This is a genomic window from Pseudoalteromonas sp. SR41-1 (genome assembly GCF_014164015.1).
GTDB lineage: Bacteria > Pseudomonadota > Gammaproteobacteria > Enterobacterales > Alteromonadaceae > Pseudoalteromonas > Pseudoalteromonas distincta.
In genome coordinates, this window is the sequence record NZ_JACJEK010000010.1 from 26,281 (window position 1) to 48,745 (window position 22,465).

Annotated in this window: 21 protein-coding genes; 12 read left to right on the forward strand and 9 right to left on the reverse strand. The window is 38.1% G+C overall.

Features of this window, described 5'->3' with window-relative positions; all coding sequences use genetic code 11:
* Positions 1 to 76 precede the first annotated feature (76 nt).
* Both H5118_RS10275 and fliS read right to left on the reverse strand, forming a co-directional pair.
* Positions 77 to 391 carry a hypothetical protein gene (locus H5118_RS10275; RefSeq protein ID WP_182748729.1) on the reverse strand — a complete coding sequence of 105 codons (315 nt, stop codon included), beginning with the start codon at positions 389 to 391 and terminating at the stop codon, positions 77 to 79.
* A gap of 8 nt (positions 392 to 399) precedes the next feature.
* Entirely contained in the window at positions 400 to 801 is a 402-nt protein-coding gene (gene fliS / locus H5118_RS10280) for a flagellar export chaperone FliS (protein WP_182748731.1), read from the reverse strand.
* Positions 802 to 1,140: 339 nt separating this feature from the next.
* On the opposite strand from fliS, the gene H5118_RS10285 reads away from it, so the two are divergent.
* The 4 genes from H5118_RS10285 (at position 1,141) to H5118_RS10300 (ending at position 6,165) form a co-directional block, all read left to right on the forward strand.
* Complete coding sequence (locus H5118_RS10285; RefSeq protein ID WP_182748733.1) at positions 1,141 to 3,147, forward strand: 6-hydroxymethylpterin diphosphokinase MptE-like protein; 2,007 nt, start codon at positions 1,141 to 1,143, stop codon at positions 3,145 to 3,147.
* Positions 3,148 to 3,212: 65 nt separating this feature from the next.
* Entirely contained in the window at positions 3,213 to 3,884 is a 672-nt protein-coding gene (locus H5118_RS10290) for a class I SAM-dependent methyltransferase (RefSeq protein ID WP_182748735.1), read from the forward strand.
* The gene (locus tag H5118_RS10295) at positions 3,860 to 5,206 is read left to right on the forward strand and encodes an NAD(P)-binding protein (RefSeq protein WP_182748737.1); all 1,347 of its coding nucleotides are present in this window, start codon (positions 3,860 to 3,862) and stop codon (positions 5,204 to 5,206) included. The genes H5118_RS10290 and H5118_RS10295 overlap by 25 nt, the downstream gene beginning before the upstream one ends.
* Positions 5,203 to 6,165 (forward strand): GNAT family N-acetyltransferase, encoded by a 963-nt coding sequence (locus H5118_RS10300; protein WP_182748738.1) that lies wholly within the window; start codon positions 5,203 to 5,205, stop codon positions 6,163 to 6,165. Before H5118_RS10295 ends, H5118_RS10300 begins: the two co-directional genes overlap by 4 nt.
* 19 nt (positions 6,166 to 6,184) lie before the next feature.
* Here H5118_RS10300 and pseI read toward each other — a convergent pair whose 3' ends face one another.
* From pseI to pseB, 6 genes are read right to left on the reverse strand one after another with little or no spacing between them, the layout of a single operon-like run.
* Positions 6,185 to 7,252, reverse strand: a complete 1,068-nt coding sequence (gene pseI / locus H5118_RS10305; RefSeq protein WP_182748740.1) for a pseudaminic acid synthase — start codon at positions 7,250 to 7,252, stop codon at positions 6,185 to 6,187.
* On the reverse strand, positions 7,249 to 7,794 hold the full coding sequence (gene pseH, locus H5118_RS10310) for a UDP-4-amino-4,6-dideoxy-N-acetyl-beta-L-altrosamine N-acetyltransferase (protein WP_182748742.1): 546 nt from the start codon (positions 7,792 to 7,794) through the stop codon (positions 7,249 to 7,251). The genes pseI and pseH overlap by 4 nt, the downstream gene beginning before the upstream one ends.
* The gene (gene pseG, locus H5118_RS10315; RefSeq protein WP_182748744.1) at positions 7,787 to 8,842 is read right to left on the reverse strand and encodes a UDP-2,4-diacetamido-2,4,6-trideoxy-beta-L-altropyranose hydrolase; all 1,056 of its coding nucleotides are present in this window, start codon (positions 8,840 to 8,842) and stop codon (positions 7,787 to 7,789) included. Before pseG ends, pseH begins: the two co-directional genes overlap by 8 nt.
* Before the next feature lie 4 nt (positions 8,843 to 8,846).
* Entirely contained in the window at positions 8,847 to 9,530 is a 684-nt protein-coding gene (gene pseF / locus H5118_RS10320; RefSeq protein WP_182748746.1) for a pseudaminic acid cytidylyltransferase, read from the reverse strand.
* The gene (pseC, locus tag H5118_RS10325; protein WP_182748748.1) at positions 9,527 to 10,663 is read right to left on the reverse strand and encodes a UDP-4-amino-4,6-dideoxy-N-acetyl-beta-L-altrosamine transaminase; all 1,137 of its coding nucleotides are present in this window, start codon (positions 10,661 to 10,663) and stop codon (positions 9,527 to 9,529) included. The genes pseF and pseC overlap by 4 nt, the downstream gene beginning before the upstream one ends.
* Positions 10,660 to 11,661: a UDP-N-acetylglucosamine 4,6-dehydratase (inverting) gene (pseB, locus tag H5118_RS10330; RefSeq protein ID WP_182748750.1), complete on the reverse strand. Its 1,002-nt coding sequence runs from the start codon at positions 11,659 to 11,661 to the stop codon at positions 10,660 to 10,662. The genes pseC and pseB overlap by 4 nt, the downstream gene beginning before the upstream one ends.
* A 398-nt stretch (positions 11,662 to 12,059) precedes the next feature.
* On the opposite strand from pseB, the gene H5118_RS10335 reads away from it, so the two are divergent.
* Positions 12,060 to 13,493, forward strand: a complete 1,434-nt coding sequence (locus tag H5118_RS10335; protein ID WP_182748752.1) for a sigma-54-dependent Fis family transcriptional regulator — start codon at positions 12,060 to 12,062, stop codon at positions 13,491 to 13,493.
* A 24-nt stretch (positions 13,494 to 13,517) separates the two neighbouring features.
* Here the strand turns inward: H5118_RS10335 and H5118_RS10340 are convergent, their stop codons facing one another.
* Positions 13,518 to 14,102: a DNA-3-methyladenine glycosylase I gene (locus H5118_RS10340; RefSeq protein ID WP_182748754.1), complete on the reverse strand. Its 585-nt coding sequence runs from the start codon at positions 14,100 to 14,102 to the stop codon at positions 13,518 to 13,520.
* A gap of 99 nt (positions 14,103 to 14,201) precedes the next feature.
* Here H5118_RS10340 and H5118_RS10345 point away from each other — a divergent pair, with 99 nt between their 5' ends.
* The 7 genes from H5118_RS10345 (at position 14,202) to fliH (ending at position 22,449) form a co-directional block, all read left to right on the forward strand.
* Positions 14,202 to 15,560 (forward strand): DUF4910 domain-containing protein, encoded by a 1,359-nt coding sequence (locus H5118_RS10345; protein ID WP_182748756.1) that lies wholly within the window; start codon positions 14,202 to 14,204, stop codon positions 15,558 to 15,560.
* 245 nt (positions 15,561 to 15,805) lie between these two features.
* Positions 15,806 to 16,918, forward strand: a complete 1,113-nt coding sequence (locus tag H5118_RS10350) for a PAS domain-containing sensor histidine kinase (protein ID WP_008168789.1) — start codon at positions 15,806 to 15,808, stop codon at positions 16,916 to 16,918.
* Complete coding sequence (locus tag H5118_RS10355) at positions 16,915 to 18,381, forward strand: sigma-54 dependent transcriptional regulator (RefSeq protein WP_182695477.1); 1,467 nt, start codon at positions 16,915 to 16,917, stop codon at positions 18,379 to 18,381. Before H5118_RS10350 ends, H5118_RS10355 begins: the two co-directional genes overlap by 4 nt.
* 156 nt (positions 18,382 to 18,537) lie before the next feature.
* On the forward strand, positions 18,538 to 18,870 hold the full coding sequence (gene fliE, locus H5118_RS10360; RefSeq protein ID WP_039484631.1) for a flagellar hook-basal body complex protein FliE: 333 nt from the start codon (positions 18,538 to 18,540) through the stop codon (positions 18,868 to 18,870).
* 20 nt (positions 18,871 to 18,890) lie between these two features.
* Positions 18,891 to 20,606, forward strand: coding sequence for a flagellar basal-body MS-ring/collar protein FliF (gene fliF / locus H5118_RS10365; RefSeq protein ID WP_039484629.1), 1,716 nt, complete (start codon positions 18,891 to 18,893; stop codon positions 20,604 to 20,606).
* Positions 20,599 to 21,639 (forward strand): flagellar motor switch protein FliG, encoded by a 1,041-nt coding sequence (gene fliG, locus H5118_RS10370; RefSeq protein WP_007581881.1) that lies wholly within the window; start codon positions 20,599 to 20,601, stop codon positions 21,637 to 21,639. Before fliF ends, fliG begins: the two co-directional genes overlap by 8 nt.
* Before the next feature lie 3 nt (positions 21,640 to 21,642).
* Positions 21,643 to 22,449, forward strand: a complete 807-nt coding sequence (gene fliH / locus H5118_RS10375; protein ID WP_002959339.1) for a flagellar assembly protein FliH — start codon at positions 21,643 to 21,645, stop codon at positions 22,447 to 22,449.
* Positions 22,450 to 22,465 lie beyond the last annotated feature (16 nt).

The window sequence follows — 22,465 nt, forward strand, 5'->3', positions numbered from 1 at the left end:
ATTAATAACTAAATTAAGAAAACACAAAAAACCGTTATTTAAAACGGTTTTTTTGTGTTTTCTATTTGAGTAGATTTTAGCTACTTGCTTTATAAGCTTTAATCGCCTTACCTGATTTTTTATGTTTAATAATAGCTTTAGATGATTCGTTTTTTGCACCATTCGCTTTTACTAAAATAGTATTTATACTAAGCTGAATTAATTCTAATTGCTTTGCGCTTGGGCCGTCGCTGCTTTCGCACCATTGCTTTAGTTCAACATTTAAAGTGTCTAAAAGAGGCTGAGCTTCATCTGCATTATCATCATTTACTAAGGCTTCAATTTTACTAAGCAACGTTTGTATGAGCTCAGAGCTGTTTGTTAGTTGCTCTGAAGATGTTGGCGAGTCCATAATTGAAATTAAACCGCAGGGCTGCGTTGATCTAGCGGGATGTTATCCCAACCTTCTTTAATTTCTTTAACAATACTTGATACTTCCACAATTGCTTCAATATCGTTGTTTATGTTCGCTTGCGTTAAACGGCGTTGGCAGTAATCGTAAAGTGCCAATAAATTGTTAGAAATACTAGGGTCTTGCTCTACTTCTAAATTAAGTGCGTCTTGCAGTGCGCCAAATAATAAAACACAGGCTGAAATATTTTCACCTTTTTTTTGTATTTCCTTGCGCTCAATAAACCCTTTTGTTGCTGCTAAGCGACCGATGATATTACTGAATATAAGGTTTATTTGTTCGTAAGGGGCCATTTCGGCAATGCTACTAGCACGAACTTGACCGTATTTTTTTACTGAGATGTGAGCCATGGGGGAATCCTAAAATTTATATTACTAAAATTGTGTGATGCAATACCCGAATAAAGCAAAAATAATGCCAAGTACTTTGGTAGTGTTTAGTAATAGGCATATAAGTAACTTAAATATAATTATAAACATCGTCAAATAAAAGTTGGCGCATAAATTGCCTGAGGTTATATAGAGACTATTATATCAGACCTATTCTTAAGGTATTAAACATTTATTTAAAATAAAGCATAATGCTTCAAATAGACAATAAACTGTCAGTTTACAGCCATATCAAATTTTTAGTTTAGTGATAAAATTTGATAAAAGCTCAACAAATCAAATGAAAAACTGGAGTGTATTTTGAATACAGCAGAAAGTGAATTAAAAAAAATGATGCTCAAAGCAACTTTGTTAGCAAACTTAGAATTACTAAAAGAAAAAATGCCGCAGATCTTTAATAAGTTTAGAGATTACCAACCGACTGATACGGGAGTAGTTTTTGACGATGAAGGGAATGAAAACTTATACAGCAATGGTCAATTCTCTTACACCGACAACCCTCGTGAATTTGCAAAAAAACAAGTTAGTAAGTATTTAAAAAGTCCTGTTTATTCTCACTTTAAAATAAAACACTCAGATGATGAAAATATTGTGTTTAAGCATGCCGCCCTACTTAAATCTATTCGTAATGCACGATTAGAACAAGGTATGAGCAAGCTAAGTAATCCTGCAAACGAAAATAGACTAGATTTTGTATGTTTTTTAGGGGCTGGTTTAGGTTTTCATATTGAAGAATTCTTAAATAAAAAAAATGTATCGAATGTTTTTTTATATGAACAAACTCCTAGTACTTTTTATGCATTGCTACATTGTATAGAGTTACGTCCGCTGTTTAATAAATGCTTGAATAATGGCGGGGTGTTTAGAATTCAAATAGGTGGAACCGAGCATAATGTTGTTAATGAGATTGGTTCTATACTTTCTATGCAGGGCTTTTTTAATACCAGTGTGATTCATTATTTTAAGCACTATGACAGTGATTCAATAAATAAAGCAATAAATAAAATCAAAGAGGTCGGACACCGCTGGCATGGGGGCTGGGGATTTTTTGAAGATGAAATCATCGGCGTTTCTCATACAATAGCTAATTTATCTGCACAATTCCCTGTGATAAAAAAAGCAGGTAGTTTTAAAAATAAATTAAAAAATGCGCCTGTATTTATTGCGGCCAATGGACCGTCATTAGATTTAGCGATTGATTTTTTAAGAGAAAATCAAAAGAATATCATTATTATATCGTGCGGAACGGCATTAAAAGCCCTGCTGGTGAATAATATTAAACCCGATATACATGTTGAAATGGAACGAGTTGCCCGGTTATTAGATTGGGTTGAAGTTGTTGAGCGAACAAAGGAAGTTAATATTAAGTTAAGTGATTTAAATATTATCGCTGTTAATACTGTTTTTGATCAGATATTGAAACGCTTTAAATCTGCTTTTTTACTTAATAAACTCAACGATGCCGGCGGGGGATTAATTAAGTCTTTAGATAGAAAAAAGCAGTATGCATGCCCTATGTTTACTAATCCAACGGTATCGAATACGGCTTTAGCTATTGCTGCTGAACTTGACTTTAAAACAATGTATTTGATTGGTACAGACTTTGGTTTTGTTTCTACTGATACGCATCATGCAAAAGATAGTATTTATTACGACAAAGATTTTAAATACAAAGAGCAAACAAAAGATATGATGCAAGGTGAAATGCGTGTAAAAGGAAATTTTAGAGAAGAAGTTTATTCTACTTCAATTTTTGATATGTCAAAATTTAATATGGAATTATTATTAAAACATCAACCTAAACTAAAAGTATATAATACAACAGATGGTGCGTATATAAAGTTCACTGAGCCAAAAAAAATTTCAGATATAAAAATTAAAAATACATTTGTAGATAAACATAAAAAAATTAAACAGCTATTAGATTCGGCTTCATCTTTAGAAGGCTTATCTGAGAAAAATATTAATGCCGCAAGCTTTGAATTAAAACATAAATCAAAGCATATATTAGAGCAATTAATTAAGATTACTTCATTTTATTTTGAGACGAGAGAGCAGCTTGCCGATGCTTTTTATCAACAGAACCAGCTGTTAATTAACATTCATAATAATAATGAAGATGTGTACTGGTTGATTCAAGGCACTTTTAGATACTTTCAAACATATATTATGGCAAATACGTATTACTATAGTGATTTAGATTCCCGTGCAGAATTCATCAACATTTGTATAGATGCTTTTCATAATCATTTAAATGATATCTATATAGAGTTTGCCGAAAACTACAATAAACCGGCTAAGATTTAAGAATATTATTGGGCTTAGTGTTAATCAGGTGTACCTGTGTTATTTAATATTAATTAGGTGATTAAATGAGTAAAGATAATTGGCAAAAAATATATCAACAAGGTTTACAGCTAAATCTATACCCCTATGACTTTATTGTTTCGCACTTTTTTCAATTCAGATCGCATTTTAAAAATAAGCCAATCACGGTACTCGATTTAGGTTGTGGCGGGGGAAACCATAGTGTTTTTTGTGCTGAAAACGGTGCTGAGGTTATAGCTGTAGATTACTCAACCGCAGCTTTAAAGGTGGTGGAACAACGGGCGAAAGAAAAAGGATTTAACGATTTAATTTCGACGTACCAAGTTGATTTTGAAGACTTTAAGTTACCACTCGATATTAAAATTGATTTAGTAATTGATAGGCTCAGTACAACACACACCTCAGGTTTTCATGTGAGAACAATTTATAATCGTTTGTTTGATCAATTAAATGATGGTGCAATTATTTTAAGTTGTCTGTTTTCAATGGGCCATACTCATAAAGATTTTGGTCGTTACGATGCGCAACAAGATATTTGGCTCGACTTTAAAGATGGGGTATTTGAGGATTTGTTATCAGCCAATTTTTATAATGAAGCGCAAATTCGTGATGTTTTTTCTCGTTATAAGCTCAACAGTTTGAAACGAGAAACAGATCAAGAGCTAATTGATAATAACGGGTGTATGGAAATATGGAAAATAATTGCGCAAAAGTAAGTACGGTTGATGCTATTGTCGTAGGCGGTGGTTTTAAAGGGATGATGACTGCATTTGGGTTGTTAAAAAGTGGTAAATCAGTTGCAATTGTTGAGTCGGCTAATGAACTCGGTGGATTTATGTCACCAATAAAGTACAAAGGCGCAGCACTTGATAAAGGTCCTCAGTTTCTTGATGGAATGAGTCAAGCGCAAAAAAGATTATTAGATGACATTATGCCTCCCGATGCGCCATTAACTGAGCTCGAATTTTCTTATGCCAGTTACTGGAATAATCAAACTACAAAAAACTTTGCTATTCCTGATTACCGTACATTAGCCGAACCGGCTAAAGCTATGCTGCTTTATGAAACGCTTAATCAAAGTGTTTTAATTGAGCAACCAAATAAAGGCGGCGCATTAGCCGATGAATTTGATGAGCACAGCGTTGGTTATATCACACAATGGTGTAAAAAATTTTTGTTACAAGGTGCACAAGAGCTGTCAGCGCTAAATCGAAACTTTATAACCTTTTATGGCCGTAAGCTGTTACTTGATGAAGCTTTAAGTGTAAGGTTAAAGCAATTACCTGCATTAGATAACTTATTGGCAGCAGAGAAAAAGTTTATTGCTCATGATACCTTTAATCTTTACCCTAAAGGGCAAAGCATGGGGGCGTTTAAAGATGCTTTTAATCATAAGCTCAAAGCGCTTGGCGTTAAGTGTTGGTTAAACAGTGAATGTGTAGCAATAACTAAACAGCATAACGGCTACTTATGCACCATTAAAACAGCTCAATCGAGTATGCAACTGTATACCGAAAAAGTTTACTTAACCGCCACCATTGAATCTTCGCAGCAATTATTGTTGGGAAAAAATACCATTGCATCCTTTATAAAACCAGTGTCGCAGGTTTTTTACTATGTTGAATTAGCACAGCACTTGGCATTGCCTTTTTACACTATGAATTACAGCGCAGATTCGATTGCCAGAGTTACCTATTTTAGCGATTTCGCTAGTGATACGCAAAATCATAAACCGGTATTATGTATAGAGGTGCCCACCCCCGTTGGTTCTGCTATTTGGCTAAATCCAGAGCAACATTTCGAAACTGTACAACACGAATTACGTGAAATGGGGATTACAGGTGCAACTGAATTTAAAGCGTTTAAAATTCCTAGTACATATCGTGCATTGAGGCTAGGTTACGAGCAAGAGCTTGAGCGCTTGTTTAAGCAAGTACAAGATAAGTATGGTAATGAGCTCGTTATAATAAATCCCAATTTACTTACACGTTCATCGATTATGCATGATTTACATGAAATTGGAGTTTTAGACTATTGATCACTAATTTAAATCTAATCGCGTGCCAAAGTGCTGAGCAGTGGAACGAATTTGTTGCGCATTCTATGCAAGGAACGCGTTACGCTTTACCAGAAGTTATTGCTGCGCTGGGCTGTGACGTTGAATATTGGTTTGTGGTAAGTAAAACAAGAGTGGTAGCAGGGGTACCTATTATTATCCACAATAAGGCAGGCCAGAACCTACCTATTCACTCTTATTATATCGGCTTAATGTACCACCAAGATATATTTAATAGTAAAGCGAATCGTCGGACTGAGTGTGAATTAGCGATCAGCGAATTTGTCATGCAGGCATTATCTTTGCGTTATAGCGAGTTTAAATTGAGTTTACACCCTTCGTTACAAGACGTAAGAGGGATAGATTGGTTTAATTATCATGAGCCAGAAAAAGGCAGAGCGGTTATTGCTCCCCGTTATACAGCGTGTGCAGAGCTGAATTCCTGTGCTGCTATTCGTGCTGCAGCTCGAGGATCGCGCCGCAGAGAAGAAAAATATGCCATATCTCGAGAGAGGTTATCATTTAGTATCGAGGGCGAGGTTGGTGAGCTGATTGATTTATACAGCGAAACCTTAGAGAAACAAGCAATCACTTTAGCACCAAAAATCAAACAAGCTACAGCTGATTTTGCAGCGCTTATATTAAATAATGGCATGGGAAATATTGGCGTAGTTAAAAATGAGAATAATATAGCTGTGGCTGCGGGGTTATTATTTTATGATTATAATCAACTGGTGCATTTACCGGTAGTGGGGATTGGAGCCAGTCAATATGCTGGCACATTTCTTTATTTTAAGATTATGGATCATGCTTCTAAACTGGGTTATAAACAGATAGATTTTAATGGGGCAAATTCACCGAAGCGAGGCTATTTTAAGCACAGTATAGGCGGGCAGGCTCAATTATATTTTGAAATAAATTGGCGTCAGCCCACTGTTTAAGCATACAAGAACACCGACTTTATTTATCGCTCTGTATCATATCCCATTGTAATGCAGTACCTTTTGCAATAAATTTTTTGGCTCGTTGCGAAAGCACTTGCGGGTAGTGTTTTGGTGCTAAGCCATAGCCAGGTCGGATGCTTCTTACATTATTTTCAGTTATTACTTCACCGGCTTGAATGTCAGCAACAACGTAAAGTGAGCGACGGAACACGATATTGTCTCGTTCTGCTTGCGACCTTTGATAGTTTATATTGCCAAGTGCTTGCCAGGCTACATAGCTATTATGGCAAAGCGAGGTAAGTTCGGGCTCTTCAAGAGAAAAACTATCGTCTGGGCCTTGGCCATTGCGATCTAATGTGACGTGTTTTTCAATCATACAAGCGCCTAAGGCTACGGCGGCAATTGCTGTTGTGTTATCTATAGTGTGATCAGATAGCCCTGTCAGAACATTAAACTCTTCAGCAATATTGTGCAATGTCTTTAAATTATAATCACAAGGTTGGGCTGGATAGCTACTGACACAATGCAAGATCACAAGTTCACGACAGCCAGCGTTTTGTGCTGTCGCTATAGCTTGTTTTATCTCATTGTAACTGGCCATACCAGTTGAGATAATCATAGGTTTCCCTGTTTTAGCAACATATTCAATTAATGGTAAATCTATGGCCTCAAATGAGGCTATTTTATATGCTGGGGCTCCCAACTCTTCTAATAAATCGACTGCAGTTGTATCAAACGGTGAGCTAAATATAGTGAGCCCGAGTTGTTTGGCTTTTTCAAATAAGGGTTTATGCCAATGCCAAGGCATATGGGCTTGGGTATATAAATCATAAAGAGTACGTTGATCCCAAAGCCCACCTTGTATTTTAAATTCTGGCTTATTGCATTCAATAGTGATTGTATCTTGTGTGTAAGTCTGCAGCTTTATTGCATTTGCACCACTGCGTTTGGCCATTTCTAAAATTTGCATTGCTCTATTAAGATCGCCATTATGATTAGCCGACAGTTCGGCAATAATATAAGGTCGCTGGTTGGGCCCTATTTTTGTACCGGCAATGGCTATTTCTGTTGTGTTTTCAGTCATAGGAATCTGCGTATTTTATTTTTAATTTCGGGTTTTATAATCTGCCATCTCGACTTGCAAAGGCTGAGTTTTACAATATCGTGATGTGTTTTACCATCGAAAAAAGCATGCTTATCGGTGTGTTCAATATGAAAACCAAATTTGCCATGCATTTTAATCACCTTGGTATTAAAACCCAATACTTCACAGTTGAGCTGCTGCAGCTTTAACGTATCGAAAGCGTAGTTTAAGGCATTAAACTCCATTATTGAGCCACTGCCAGGTTTTGCCTGTGGTGAGGTATAAAAAGCCCAACTGGCATGTGCTTTGGTTTCATCGATTGCTGTAAAACCAATCACCCCAGATTTAATTTGATCAATAATGGCAACAAAATAGGCTTTTGATTGATCGGTTTTAAGTGTGTTAAACCAAACTTGATGTTCGTCTTTGCTAATAATGCGGCTAGTATACATATTTTTTCTTACCTCAGGGGCATTGCGCCACAGTAAGATGTCCTGGAAATGCTCATCAATAAGTGGTTGTAAAACACATTTTTTATTCATTTTTAAGCTGCTCCTTAAGCTCTGATACGATACGTTCTGTACCATGGCCATCAATATTGAGTGATGAATTAAAGCGGATTCCGGGCCAACATGAGATTAAAAACTGCAATTCATTAACATACGTTTGTATATCGGTATATTGACTCTCACCTAGGTATCGCACCACTTCAAGTTGCGCTAAGTACTGTGAAAGTTTCAACTGGTTTTCAGCCACCGAAACTATTGTGGCTGGAATATTTAAACAAAACCTTTCCCAGTTGCTGACCCCTGAGGCGCCTATCACATAATTTGTTTGCTTTAATTCTAGGGCAAACTTATCAATAAATTTAACGACACTCACATGTGGTGGACTGGGTAAGTTTATCAGCTGTTGGTAAGCTTGGTTGGTTTGACCTGTGACAATTTTTAACTGAAAAGGTAGGCTGTTGTATGTACAAGCTGCGTGAAATAACTTTATACACTCTTTGCTTAAGTCATTGCCGCCAAAAAATGCAAGTACTTGATTCTTTTTCTTAATATTCTTATTTATTAAATCTGAAAAGGGTTTATCTAATAAGGCATATTGCGGGCCAAGTAATTTTTTTTGTGAGCAATCGGAGTAGCGCTGAGGCAAATCAGGCCAAAGATTTTGATCGATAATTAAGTCACTAAAATGTATTCTATTTAGATCATCAATCGCTAGCAGAGTACAGCCAAGTTGCTCTTTCACATATTTTTGCCATTGATAATCAATAGCATAGTGATCAGTAATGACAACATCTGCGTGCTTAACCGCTGCGATAAAATCAATCGCATCGTGTTGCCAACTACGCTGTAGCCAAGCTGCATAATCTGCGCTGTGTTGTGGCGTGACAACAGCAACCTGAGGTAAAGATTGAACATGTATTCCCTGTCTTTTTATGTACTTAATAAGATCCCCGTTCTGTGGACGACACACAAAGGTAACGCTAAAGTGATGTTGTTGTAGTGCTCGCGCTAAAACTAAACAGCGCATAACATGACCTGTACCAATATAAACTGATGCGTCTGTACGAATAAAGACCTTCATTGTATTACCCTATCACTTTAAATAAGGCTTCGGCTATTTCCCAATCTTCAAGTGTATCTATGTCTTGTACACGCTTACGAGGCAAGCGGACAATTTTAGAATGTACGCTAAATACCGGCTGCTTTGTTTGAAAGGAGTGTGCGGTGCCCCAATAAAATTGCCCAGCATCATGATATATTGTCGGGAGATCTTGTGAGCGCACATTTAGATTTTCCGGCAAAAACATATTAATATTATTTTTTTTGTCGATTGAAAATGCACGCTGGATCGGAAAAGCAAAGCTGGTGGCACTGAACACATAACTGGCTTGTTCTTGCTCTAAAATACTGAGTCCTTGGCGAATATCTTCGGGTAAAATAAAAGGGGCCGTAGCGTAAATACAGCACAATTTTTTGACTTGCCAATGATTTTTATTACACCAATCTATAGCGTGCTTCATAACATCGAGTGTAGTGGCATGGTCATCGCTAATTTCATCAGGGCGCATAAAAGGTACTTGTGCCCCATATTTCGTTGCAATTTCAGCTATTTCATTGTCATCAGTTGAAACAATCACAGTATCAAAGCACTCGCTTGTAAGCGCTGCTTCAATTGAATAAGCAATAATAGGCTTACCATTAAAAAGTTTAATGTTTTTTTTGGGGATCCGTTTACTCCCGCCACGGGCGGGTATTACAGCTATATTCATAGTGACTTTAACCCACTATAAAAGTTAAATATTTCAGAGACAATAGTATCTTGTTCAGTTCTACTAAGACGTGGGTAAAGTGGTAATGTAATACAACAACTATAGTATTGCTCAGTGTTTTTTAATTTTCTTATGGGATCGTTATAATATGGCTGAGTATGCACAGGAATATAATGAATTTGCACTCCTATATTTTTACTCTTTAAGTACAGATATAGATCTCGTTGTGTACCTTGTGGAAGTAATACCACGTAAAGATGATAACTGTTTACACTATCTAAGCTTTGTTTGAGTGGTGTTATAAGTGAGCCCGTGAATTTTTTATCGTAGTAGCGGGCAAGTTTATTTCGTGTTTGTACCCATTCATCTAAATATTGGATTTGGCTACAGCCCAATGCTGCATGGATATCGGAAAGGCGATAATTAAAACCAAGACATTGCTGAGTATAATGCCATGGTGTATCAGTCTTTGGTGATGGTTCTATACCATGTGAGCTAAGTAAAGTAAGTTTTTTGGCCAGCTTGGCATTATTAGTTAAGGCCATACCACCTTCTGCTGTGGTGATCATTTTTACTGGATGAAAACTAAATATAGTAATATCTGAAAAATGACATGATCCTATTTTCCTATTCTTATAGCTAGCGCCAAGTGCATGTGAGGCATCTTCAATAATGGCAAAACCATAATGCTGACCTAAGATATAAATTGCTTCAAGATCACAAGGTTGGCCTGCAAAGTGCACCACTACTATAAGTTTTGGCAATTGTTGTATTTGCTTGGCATAGACTAATTTTTCAGTCAATGCCTCAATAGATATATTTCCTGTATCAGGATTAATATCAACAAAATCAATACTGGCCCCACACATTTTTGCGCAATTAGCCGAAGCAACAAAGGTATTTGATACAGTCCAAGCAATATCGTGAACGGTTAAATTTAATGCTAAACATGCGATGTGCAAGGCTGAGGTGGCACTATTTACGGCTACAGCATGATTGGCTTGTGTATAATGGCAAATTGCTTGTTCAAATTCAGCTACTTTAGGACCTTGTGTTAAATAGTCTGAGGTTAAACAATTTACAACTGCATCAATATCAGTTTGCCCTATTGTTTGTTTACCATAGGAGTTCACACGACAGCCTTGTCATTAAAGTCTTTTATTTGCTTTTGGCTTATGTAATGTACATTATCGAGCGAATTATATTCAAAACCTTGGGCTACTTGTGTACCTTTTTCGCCAATTGCATTTATAGTAAAGTCATTACTGCGACTGCTAAATTTGATACCCGGAGCAATTACAAAATGATCATTATACTCGTAGGTATCAAAACATAAATCAGCAGGACACATAACTTCGTGCAACTTTTCTCCTGGGCGAATACCTACTATTTTTATTGGTAAATTGGGTGCCATAGCTTTAGCTAAATCGGTAATGCGAATAGATGGAATCTTGGGTACGAAAATTTCTCCTCCTAACATGCGCTCAAAGTTAGTCAGAACAAAATCGACACCCTGTTGTAGACTTATCCAAAAGCGCGTCATCTCTTTATGAGTAATCGGAATGTGATCGCGACCTTCAGCAATAAATTTTTCAAATAAAGGGACGACAGAGCCGCGTGAGCACACTACATTACCGTAACGAACAACAGAAAAAGTTGTTTGATTTCCTCCTGCTATATTGTTTGCTGCAACAAAGAGTTTATCTGATGCGAGCTTTGTAGCGCCGTATAAATTAATCGGATTTGCTGCTTTATCGGTAGATAAAGCAATGACTTTTTCAACATCATTATCAAGGGCCGCGTCAATCACGTTTTCAGCGCCATTGATATTTGTTTTAATACATTCCATCGGGTTGTATTCAGCAGCCGGCACTTGCTTAAGTGCCGCGGCATGAATAACATAGTTCACACCACGCATTGCTCGTTTAAGTCTATCCTTATCACGTACATCACCGATGAAGTAGCGCATACAAGGTTGCTCGAATTCTTGCTGCATTTCGAATTGCTTAAGTTCGTCTCTTGAATAAATGATTATCTTTTTAGGGTTATATCTATCAAGCAAGGTTTTGACATATTTTTTACCAAATGAACCGGTACCACCGGTGATTAGAATGGTCTTATTATTAAACATAAAGTTTCCTGAGTTGTTTTCATTGGCTAAAAAGTAAAACCATTTGGAGTAGTTTCATAATTCGCTACTTTACCTATTAATTTAGTATGTTAGCAAGCAAGATGCCAAGTAATTTAGATAAAGTTAGCATTATAGTACTAAATACCGCTTTTTAGATCTTAAATCAGTCAAGTAACAATAGGAGTGGTAAGTTATTTTATAATCTGTTTGATTTTTGTTTTATAAAAAATATTTTGAGCTATTGTTTTAAATTAGTATTTTAGTTTTAATCCAAAATAATGGGAGTGTCTGTTTTTTGGCGTGAATGTCAAAAAAATGCCACTATTACTTGCATCTTGGGAACAGTCGCTTACAATTTAACTAAACAATTACATTTATTACATTTTGGCTAGCTGCTCATGGTTCTGATTTTAGATAATAATAATAATCGCTCATTTGGATTGTGCGCGGCGTTAAATTTTATAGGCGAAACAACATTACAAATTAATGAAACTCAATTAATTGATGAGTGTGTTAAAAAGCAAGCTCAAGAATGTATTGTAATTTTAGGCGCACTTCAGCAACTTGATCACGAAGAAGTCATAAAACAAAATCCTACTATCCCTTTTTTATTAATTGGTGAAACACTCAAACCGTTGCTAGCGGTTGCTAATGTGGTGGGTTTGATTTGTGAGCCATTTAATCATGAAGTAACCACGCAGCTATTACATGATTGCCAACAATATCAAAGAATGCTACCCCATGAGCACAAGCACACTAAGCCACATAAAGTCTTTGATGGATTAGTCGGTGAGACTGAGGCGGTTAAAGGCGTTCGATTTTTAATTGAGCAAGTTTCTAAAACCGATGCCAATGTGTTAATTTTAGGTGAGTCGGGGACGGGTAAAGAGGTGGTTGCTCGAAATGTTCATTTATTGTCTAAACGAAATAAAGGTCCATTTGTACCGGTAAACTGTGGCGCTATCCCTGCTGAATTACTCGAAAGTGAATTATTTGGCCATGAAAAGGGGGCTTTTACGGGGGCAATTTCTGCACGTAAAGGGCGCTTTGAATTAGCCCAAGAAGGCACCTTATTTTTAGATGAAATTGGTGATATGCCGTTGCAAATGCAAGTTAAGCTGTTACGTGTATTACAAGAACGCATTTATGAGCGTGTAGGTGGCAATAAAGCAATACAAGCGAATGTAAGGGTTATTGCGGCAACGCATCGAAATTTAGAGCACATGATTGAAGAGGGGAGTTTTAGGGAAGATTTATACTATCGGTTGAATGTATTCCCTATCGAAAATCCGTCACTTAGTGCACGTGCTGATGATATTCCATTATTGTTAAAAGAATTAATGCGTCGAGTTAATGAGCAAAGTGGAACGGTTGCTAAATTTACAGAACGAGCGGTTGAAAGTTTAAAAGCACACACTTGGCCTGGCAATATTCGTGAACTGGCTAACCTAGTTGAGCGTATGGTGATTATGTTTCCAGATAAAGTGGTCGATGTTCCCGATTTACCCGATAAATACCGTTATATTGAAGTTGATGCATATGAACCTCAATATCCAGAGGAATTACTAGAGCGCGATGCATTTAATGATATTTTTAGCACCGATTTTAGTGATTATGATGAGCCTGAGATAGACTCTAGGGCTACAGATGCGAGTATCTTACCCGATGACGGTATTAAGCTAAAAGAGTATTTAGCTGAGCTTGAAATTAATTTAATAACCCAAGCGTTGGAGCGATTTGATTACGTTGTTGCTCGCGCAGCAGAAGTACTTGGGGTACGTAGAACAACATTAGTAGAAAAAATGAAAAAATATAACTTATCAAAAGGCTAAATATTTGATAGTTGTTTTTTAGTGTTATTTTTTAATGTAGGTGTTAATTATTTCTGCCTTTCTAAAGCAGTCATTATTGTGATCGTTTACCATGCCACACGCCTGCATATATGCATAGACGGTGGTTGGGCCTAAAAATTTAAAACCACGTTTTTTCAGATCTTTTGCAAACGCAGTCGATGCCTCTGTAATTGCAGGGGAGCCTTGTTTATTATTTAAATTACTTATAACAGGCTGACCGCCAACAAACTGCCATTGATAATTTGAAAAACTACCGAACTCTTTTTGTATCTCTAAAAACCGTTTAGCATTATTGATGGTGGCAGCAATTTTTAAGCGGTTGCGAACTATCCCCACGAAGTGCATTAGGCGATCGATATCGTGCTCATCCATCGATGCGACTTGGTTAACATCAAACTGATAAAATGCCTCACGGTACCCAGCTCTTTTTTTTAAAATGGTATACCAGCTCAGCCCTGCTTGTGCTGACTCTAAGGTAATAAATTCAAACAGAGTTTGATCGTCACACACAGGTACTCCCCATTCTTCATCGTGGTATGTTACATAGTCTGGTTTGGTTTCATCAAGCCAAGAGCAGCGTTGTTTCATTGTGTTACTTTCTTTAATTAACTCTATCAATACTATAATTCAGACATAAAATAATTTATAGTTTTGTTAAATTATTTTATGTAAAAGGAAGTGGTATTTGTGCATGAATATCAAATAGAAAAAGCAGAGAAAGACGCAGAATATAAATTATTAAACCGGGCTTTTGATGATCTATTTCCTATCTGCAGATCAATTACCGGGTTGGGTATCGAGTCTTCGTTAAATTACTTTAAAAATTTAATGCCACTAACTATTGAACAAGTAAAATCTGGGACTACTGTATTTGATTGGGTCACACCGGCATCTTGGCTCTTTAAACGCGCTCGCTTGTGGGGCCCTAACGGTAACTTAATCTGTGATACTGAGGTTAATAATTTACATGTTATAAATTATTCTGAGCCAGTAGATAGAGAAATTGACTTTGCTGATTTAAGACCTCATTTATATTCCATCCCTCACTTACCTGATGCAATCCCCTATGTAACCAGCTATTACAAACGAACTTGGGGTTTTTGTTTGGCGCATAATATATTGAAAAGCTTGCCGCAAGGTAAATATAAAGTGCGTATTGAAAGTTCCTTTGATGACGAAGGAGGTGTCCCATTTGGACAATGTTCGTTAGCAGGTCAGAGTAAAAAAGAAATACTTTTAACCAGTTACTTATGTCATCCATCTATGGCAAATAATGAACTCAGTGGACCTTTGGTTTTATTGGGATTATATAATCGTATAAAACACTGGCCAAAAAGACGTTTTACATACCGTTTCTTACTGAACCCAGAAACCATCGGTTCATTGTGTTATTTATATAAATATGGCGATGCTTTAAAAGAAAACTTAGAAGCCGGTTTAATTTTGACCTGTTTAGGTGGACCAAAATCAAAACTACGTTACAAAAAAAGTAAACGAAATGACAGTTTATTCGATAAGTTAGTAAGTGGCGCCTCAAACGAGGAGTGGGACTTTATTGATTTTACGCCCTTAAGTGGTTCAGATGAAAGGCAGTTTTGCGCACCAGGATTTAATTTACCTATGGGCCAAGCAAGTCGTAATAGTTATGGTGAATATGAAGGTTATCATAATTCTTTAGATACAAAAGAGTATATGTCTATTGACTCTCTTATTCGCTCAATTGATGAAATAGAAAAGCTATTAGTTAAAGCTGAGTATGGTACTAAAGTGATTAATTTATGCCCTTATGGGGAGCCACAATTAGGAAAAAGGGGGCTTTATCCAACGATGAACTCCTACCAGCATACTCAAGGTTCAAGTGATAATGCATTAGACTCTCGCCAAGAGCTAAACAGTATTTTAACCATTTTAAGTGAAGCCACTGGTGATGTGGATATGCTAGATATTGCAGAAAAGATAGGAATCGATTTAGTTCACTTAATGCCCATTATTGATAAGTTAGAGGGGCATCAATTAATCCAGTTTAACAGCAGTCGAGTTTTATAACGGAACATATTTAGACTTACCTCTTCACATATTGACTTAAAACCAGTTTTAAAATTGCAAAAAAAGCCATTGATACTAAAGCTTTGTTAGATTTTTTTCGCTTTTCCCCAGCAGTTATTACTGATTTCAAAATGAGTGTCATTTTTACGACAGGAAAATTTATTGTAAGCTCTTGATTGTTAGGTGTTAATTTTTGGTACGTTTTGTGCATTTAATCTCATGTATTATTTAAATGAGATTTGATTATGGCTCTTGCAAGCGTGCTAAAACCACAGTTTTTTTCTGCAAATCAGTATAACCCATGTTTACTTCAAGAGGAGTACATTGGTGAATTAAGCGATCTGCGCAAGCAAGCAAGTTGGCTTTCGCATTTGGTTGATACCATGCCAGCAGGCGTGGTTGTACTCGATGGCAAAGGGTTGATTGCAAAAGCGAATCAAATAGCGATTGATATGCTTGGCGAGCCACTTGAAGGTGAACGCTGGTTTAATGTTATTCAGCGCTCTTTTAGGCCGCATCAAGATGATGGTCACGAAGTGTCTTTAAAAGATGGGCGTTTAATAAAACTTGATATTACCGCTTTAGCACCAGAGCCTGGGCAACTTATTTTAATGACGGATTTAACCGAAACTCGCCGCTTACAAAAACGTGTTGCACATATGCAGCGATTAAGCGCGCTGGGTAAAATGGTTGCATCATTAGCGCATCAAGTACGTACGCCGCTTTCAGCCGCTATGCTGTACGCAGCTAATTTAGGGTCTAAGCGCTTACCCGAAGCATCTCGCGATAACTTTCAAACAAAGTTAATGTCGCGTTTAAAAGATTTAGAAACTCAAGTAAACGACATGCTGTTATTTGCTAAAAGTGGCGATCAGCAAGTTGTTGAGCAAGTTTCAATGCAGCAGCTTTTAACCGAAGTTAAAGCAGGTGCTGATGCGATGGTCGCACTTAATGAAAGTGAACTGGATGTAAGCTTACCAGAACCCGATATACAAATAGTTGGTAATAAAACGGCATTGGCCAGTGCTATTCAAAATCTAGTGCACAATAGTATTCAAGTTATTGGCGGCGGCGCAAAAGTAAAAATTAGCGCACAAAGAGATTTAAAAGATTTAGATATGGTTCGTATTAGTGTGAGCGACAATGGCCCAGGTGTTGATTTAAGCCAAAGCGATAAAATTTTTGAACCATTTTTTACTACAAAAAGTCAGGGCACAGGTTTAGGGCTTGCTGTAGTGAGTTCGGTGGCTAGTGCGCACCAAGGCCGTGTTGATGTGACTAATAATACGCATGGTGGTGCCTGCTTTAGCTTGTTACTGCCTATTAAGGCAACATCTAAATTAGAGGGGTCATTATGAGTAACACTATTTTAGTTGTCGAAGATGACGCAGGGCTTCGTGAAGCCTTAATAGATACCCTTGAAATGTCGGGTATTGAATGTGTTGCAGCGAGCAGTGCTGAGCAAGCAATGTTACTGCTTAAAAAAGATCAATTTTCGCTTGTTGTAAGCGACGTGCAAATGGGCGCAATGAGTGGACTTGATTTACTACGCAGTATTAAATTAAACCACCCTGATTTACCTGTATTGATGATGACGGCGTATGCCACAATTGACGATGCGGTAGAGGCCATGCGCCTAGGTGCAATTGACTACATGGCAAAACCATTTGCACCTGAAGTGCTGTTAAATATGGTGAGCCGTTATTTGCCTGAAAAAGCAAAAGAAACCGACGGCCCCGTTGTTGCTGATCCAACTAGTATTCAATTATTGGAGCTTGCAAGTAAAGTAGCACGCTCTGATGCAAGTGTAATGGTACTTGGCCCAAGTGGTTCGGGTAAGGAAGTACTTGCGCGTTATATTCATGATAAGTCGAGCCGATGTAATGAGCCATTTGTAGCGATTAACTGCGCGGCTATTCCTGAAAATATGCTCGAAGCCACGTTATTTGGTTACGAAAAAGGGGCTTTTACGGGGGCGATTCAAGCATGTCCGGGTAAGTTTGAGCAAGCACAAGGCGGTACTATTTTACTTGATGAAATTACTGAAATGGACTTAGGACTACAAGCTAAACTTTTACGCGTACTGCAAGAACGTGAAGTAGAGCGTTTAGGGGGGCGTAAAACAATTCAGCTCGATGTACGTATTTTGGCAACCAGTAATCGTGATTTAAAAGAAGCCGTGTCTGAAAATCAGTTTAGAGAAGATTTATATTACAGGCTTAATGTTTTTCCACTTATGTGGCGTCCATTGTGCCAACGCCCTGGCGATATTATTGTATTGGCTAAGCATTTAATTGAGCGCCATATAAGTAAAAGCAAGGAGCCTATGGCGTATTTAGATAAAGCTGCCGAGCAAAAGTTACTGGCTCACGCGTGGCCTGGTAATGTGCGCGAACTTGATAACGTTATACAGCGTGCACTTATACTGCGAAGTGGCGATACAATAAACGAGCATGCTATTTTTATCGAAAACTTAGTATCTAATAACTTTGTTATGGAGCCTTCATTGGCACCGGCGCAAACCGTATCGCCAACAGAATTAGCTCATGCAGATAAAGGTGTTGATAAAAGCACGTTAAGCTCTGCATATTATGATGAAAAATTGCATGCTGAGGATGAGCCTAATCAAGGTTTGCTAGCGGCAGATACCGGTAGCTATAAAGATGAGCTTAAAGACAAAGAGCATCGTATTATTTTAGAAACCCTTGCACGTTGCCAAGGTAAGCGTAAAGACGTTGCTGAAACGTTGGGTATAAGCCCACGAACTTTACGTTATAAACTAGCGCAAATGCGCGATTTAGGTATTTCACTTCCTGCATAACCTCCTATAAACCCTAAGTTTGCGCTGCGAGCTTAGGGTTGTCAAAACTCTGACTAATACAAATTAAAGGTAACCCATTGTATTTTAATGCTTAATTATTTGGCATGCTTTGTGCTTTATTACTTGTAAGAGTTCACTGCGTGTCAGAGATAAATTATGAAAATTCAAAACAGTGCTGTATTTCAAGAAATGCAATCAATGGCTTTAGAAGCCGGCCGTAATAATCAAACTAATAAACTGCCAACTCAGGTGCAGTCTACTTCTACAGCACAATTTGGCGACATGCTAAGTGATGCAATAAATTCAGTGCACGGATTACAACAAGATGCCGCGCAAAAAGTAACAGCAGTTGAGATGGGGGATCGAAGTGTATCCCTTGCTGAGGCGATGATTGCTTCTCAAAAATCGTCAGTTGCTTTTGAGGCTACAGTACAGGTTCGTAATAAACTTGTTGAAGCTTATAAAGAAATCATGAACATGCCTGTTTAATTAGGTAGTGGAGAATTATTGTGGCGCAATCTAACCAATCTACAGACCTAGCACTTGCTGGTGGCGGTATTGACCAAAGTGGTGGTGATGATCAACAAGAACAAAAGTCAGGCTACTTAAGTGCTTTAAATGGTGTTGATGTATTGCGCCAAGTAACATTGGTTATAGCATTGGCTATTTGTTTAGCTATCGCGATTTTTATTATTATTTGGGCTCGTCAGCCAGATATGCGCCCGTTAGGCAAAATGCAAACAGAAGAGCTTATTCAAACATTAGACTTTTTAGATGCGCAAAAAATTGAATACCAACTAGATGGCAATGTTGTATCGGTTGATGAAAGCGAATACCAAAACATTAAATTGCTAATGACCCGCGAAGGGTTAGAGCAAGGCCCTGCATCTGGCTCTGACATAATTATGCAAGATATGGGCTTTGGTGTAAGCCAACGCTTGGAGCGTGAACGCTTAAAACATGGTCGTGAACAGCAATTAGCACGCACCATTGAAGAGCTAAATAACATTACTCGCGCCAAAGTATTGTTAGCCATCCCTAAAGAAAACGTATTTGCCCGCAGAGAGAAAAAACCATCCGCTACTGTTGTATTAACACTTAAGCGTGGCCGCTCACTTGACCGTGAAGAAGTAGACTCTGTTGTTGATATGATTGCTTCAGCAGTACAAGGCTTAGAGCCTGCACGTGTTACGGTTACTGACCAAAATGGTCGATTATTAAATTCAGGTTCGCAAAGCTCATTAGCAGCACGCTCTCGTAAAGAATACGATTTAGAACGTAAGCGCGAACAAGAGTATCTTGAAAAAATAGACAGTATTTTAATACCGGTTGTTGGGCTTGCAAACTATACAGCTCAAGTTGATTTGAGCATGGACTTTAGCTCAGTTGAGGAAACTCAAAAGCGTTATAACCCAGACCTACCAGCGGTTAGAAGCGAAACCACATTTGAAGAAAATAACATTGGTGGTTTAGCTGTTGGTATTCCTGGTGCGCTTACAAATCAACCACCGCTAAACTCAAACATCCCTGAAGTTGCAGGACAAGGCGGCGCAGGCACAGCTACGTCACCAACACGTAGCCACAAAGAAGCAACACGTAATTATGAACTCGATACAACTATTTCTCACAAGCGCCAGCAAAGTGGTGTAATACGCAGAATAAGTGTGTCAGTTGCTGTTGACTATGTCCCTAAAGTGGGAGAAAACGGCGAAACAACTATGGCCCCGCGCTCGGTAGAGGCATTGTCAAATATTCGTCGCTTATTACAAGGTGGTGTAGGTTTTGATATGCAACGTGGTGATGCACTTGAAGTAGTAACAGTGCCGTTTGTACGTGAAGCAACAAATTTAGCAATAGAAGTGCCACTGTGGGAACAAGACTGGTTTATGAAAATAGCCCGCCTTGTACTAGGAGCCTTAGTTATCATTGTATTGATAATGGCAGTAGTAAAACCAATGCTTAAGCGCTTAATTTACCCAGACGATACACTAGAAGAATACGACGAAGATGCATTAAGTTCAGGCGTAGATATTGGCGACAATACACTTGATATGCTAAATAAAGACTTTGATTCTGCTTCGGTTGGTTTCTCAAGTGATGGTACACTGCAGTTACCGGATTTACATGGCGACGAAGATTTACTCAAAGCAATTCGTGCCCTTGTAGCTAACGAACCAGAACTATCATCACAAGTAGTGAAAGCGTGGTTAACAGAAGATGACTGATCAAGAACAAAAACAACTCCCGCCAGCCTTTGATGTTGATAAGCTAGATGGGGTAGATAAAGCTGCTATATTACTTTTGAGTTTATCAGAAGAAGATGCCGCGCAAATCCTTAAACACTTAGAACCTAAACAGGTACAAAAAGTGGGTATGGCGATGGCTGGGCTACAGGATTTATCGCAAGCTAAAATTAGCGCTGTACACAACTTGTTTATAGAACAAATTCAAAGCTTTAGTACCATTGGTTTTCAGTCAGAAGACTTTATTAAAAAAGCGCTTACAGCAGCACTTGGTGAAGACAAAGCCGCTAGCCTTATTGACCAAATTGTTATGGGCTCAGGTGCTAAAGGCTTGGATTCATTAAAATGGATGGACTCTAAGCAGGTAGCAAATATTATTCGTAATGAGCATCCGCAAATTCAAACCATTGTATTATCGTATTTAGAGCCAGAACAGTCAGCTGAGATTATTGCTCAGTTCCCTGAAAAAGTGCGTTTAGATCTAACAATGCGTATTGCAAACCTTGAAGAAGTTCAGCCAGCAGCACTGCAAGAGCTAAACGAAATTATGGAAAAACAATTTGCCGGCCAAGCAGGTGCACAAGCCGCTAAAATGGGTGGCTTAAAAGCAGCTGCAGATATAATGAACTACCTAGATACCAATGTAGAAGGGCAGTTAATGGACTCTATTCGTGAGCATGACGAAGAGATGTCGCAGCAAATTCAAGACTTAATGTTTGTGTTTGAAAACTTAATGGATGTTGAAGACCGTGGTATTCAAGCAATCCTACGAGAAGTACAACAAGACGTATTAATGAAAGCAATTAAAGGCACCGACGATGCCCTTAAAGATAAAATACTGGGCAATATGTCTAAGCGTGCAGCCGAAATGCTTGCTGATGATTTAGAAGCTATGGCACCTGTTCGTATAAGTGAAGTAGAAGCGGCGCAAAAAGAGATTTTATCAACAGCGCGTCGTTTATCTGACTCAGGTGAAATTCAGCTGGGCGGCGGCGGTGGCGAGGAGTTCTTGTAAGCCATGAGCAAACTCAAAGGGCGCACACTTCGGGCTGATGAAGCAGATGAATTATTGAAAAACTGGGCTATTCCAGATGTAGCACCAGATGAGAGCAGCTTTGGCAATCGCTCTACGGCTTACGGCACACCGCTTAGTGATCTGTATAAAAAAGAATTAGCTGAAGAAATGCCAATTGATGAGCCACAAGAACCAGAATTGCCTGCGCTTACTATGGTTGAGCTTGAACGCATTAGGCAAGACGCCTACGAAGAAGGCCTCAAGCAAGGACATGAGCAAGGCTACATAGACGGTTTTGAAAAAGGCGTTGGCGAAGGCAAAGAGGCAGGCTACAAAGAAGGCTTAGAGCAAGGTAAAACAAAAGGCCTTGATGACGTAAAACCATTAATTGAAGAGCAGTTAACAAGTTTAAAAACTATTTTAGAGGGACTTACTGCACCGCTAGATAAAGTAGATGAACAAGCTGAAAAGCAATTAGTACAACTTGCTAGTATGTTAGCGGAAGCTGTTATTTATCAAGAAGTAAAAACATCGCCTGATGTGATTTTACATACGTTAAAGCAAAGTATAGATTCTCTTAATGCCGAGCAAGAAAAAGTACGAATTCATTTAAACCCCGAAGATTTAGAGCTCATAAAAGAGAGTTACGGTGAACAAACCATTATTGATAATAACTGGCAATTAATGGCAGAGCCCACTCTTGAGCGCGGTGGCTGTGAAGTTAAAACAGCGCAATCATCACTCGATATGACCCTTAAAACACGTGTCAAAGAAACGTTGGATAGTTTTTTGCATAATAGTGGTATCTAACTATTTTATTGGCGTG

What these genes read in the sequence shown, in the direction of transcription:
- fliG (WP_007581881.1), top strand. Translation starts at nt 20,599, where the DNA reads ATGACTGATCAAGAACAAAAACAACTCCCGCCAGCCTTTGATGTTGAT.
- H5118_RS10340 (WP_182748754.1), bottom strand. Translation starts at nt 14,102, where the DNA reads ATGAAACAACGCTGCTCTTGGCTTGATGAAACCAAACCAGACTATGTA.
- fliE (WP_039484631.1), top strand. Translation starts at nt 18,538, where the DNA reads ATGAAAATTCAAAACAGTGCTGTATTTCAAGAAATGCAATCAATGGCT.
- pseB (WP_182748750.1), bottom strand. Translation starts at nt 11,661, where the DNA reads ATGTTTAATAATAAGACCATTCTAATCACCGGTGGTACCGGTTCATTT.
- fliS (WP_182748731.1), bottom strand. Translation starts at nt 801, where the DNA reads ATGGCTCACATCTCAGTAAAAAAATACGGTCAAGTTCGTGCTAGTAGC.
- H5118_RS10295 (WP_182748737.1), top strand. Translation starts at nt 3,860, where the DNA reads ATGGAAAATAATTGCGCAAAAGTAAGTACGGTTGATGCTATTGTCGTA.
- pseI (WP_182748740.1), bottom strand. Translation starts at nt 7,252, where the DNA reads ATGACTGAAAACACAACAGAAATAGCCATTGCCGGTACAAAAATAGGG.
- H5118_RS10290 (WP_182748735.1), top strand. Translation starts at nt 3,213, where the DNA reads ATGAGTAAAGATAATTGGCAAAAAATATATCAACAAGGTTTACAGCTA.
- H5118_RS10275 (WP_182748729.1), bottom strand. Translation starts at nt 391, where the DNA reads ATGGACTCGCCAACATCTTCAGAGCAACTAACAAACAGCTCTGAGCTC.
- pseG (WP_182748744.1), bottom strand. Translation starts at nt 8,842, where the DNA reads ATGAAGGTCTTTATTCGTACAGACGCATCAGTTTATATTGGTACAGGT.
- pseF (WP_182748746.1), bottom strand. Translation starts at nt 9,530, where the DNA reads ATGAATATAGCTGTAATACCCGCCCGTGGCGGGAGTAAACGGATCCCC.
- H5118_RS10335 (WP_182748752.1), top strand. Translation starts at nt 12,060, where the DNA reads ATGGTTCTGATTTTAGATAATAATAATAATCGCTCATTTGGATTGTGC.
- fliH (WP_002959339.1), top strand. Translation starts at nt 21,643, where the DNA reads ATGAGCAAACTCAAAGGGCGCACACTTCGGGCTGATGAAGCAGATGAA.
- H5118_RS10350 (WP_008168789.1), top strand. Translation starts at nt 15,806, where the DNA reads ATGGCTCTTGCAAGCGTGCTAAAACCACAGTTTTTTTCTGCAAATCAG.
- H5118_RS10355 (WP_182695477.1), top strand. Translation starts at nt 16,915, where the DNA reads ATGAGTAACACTATTTTAGTTGTCGAAGATGACGCAGGGCTTCGTGAA.
- pseH (WP_182748742.1), bottom strand. Translation starts at nt 7,794, where the DNA reads ATGAATAAAAAATGTGTTTTACAACCACTTATTGATGAGCATTTCCAG.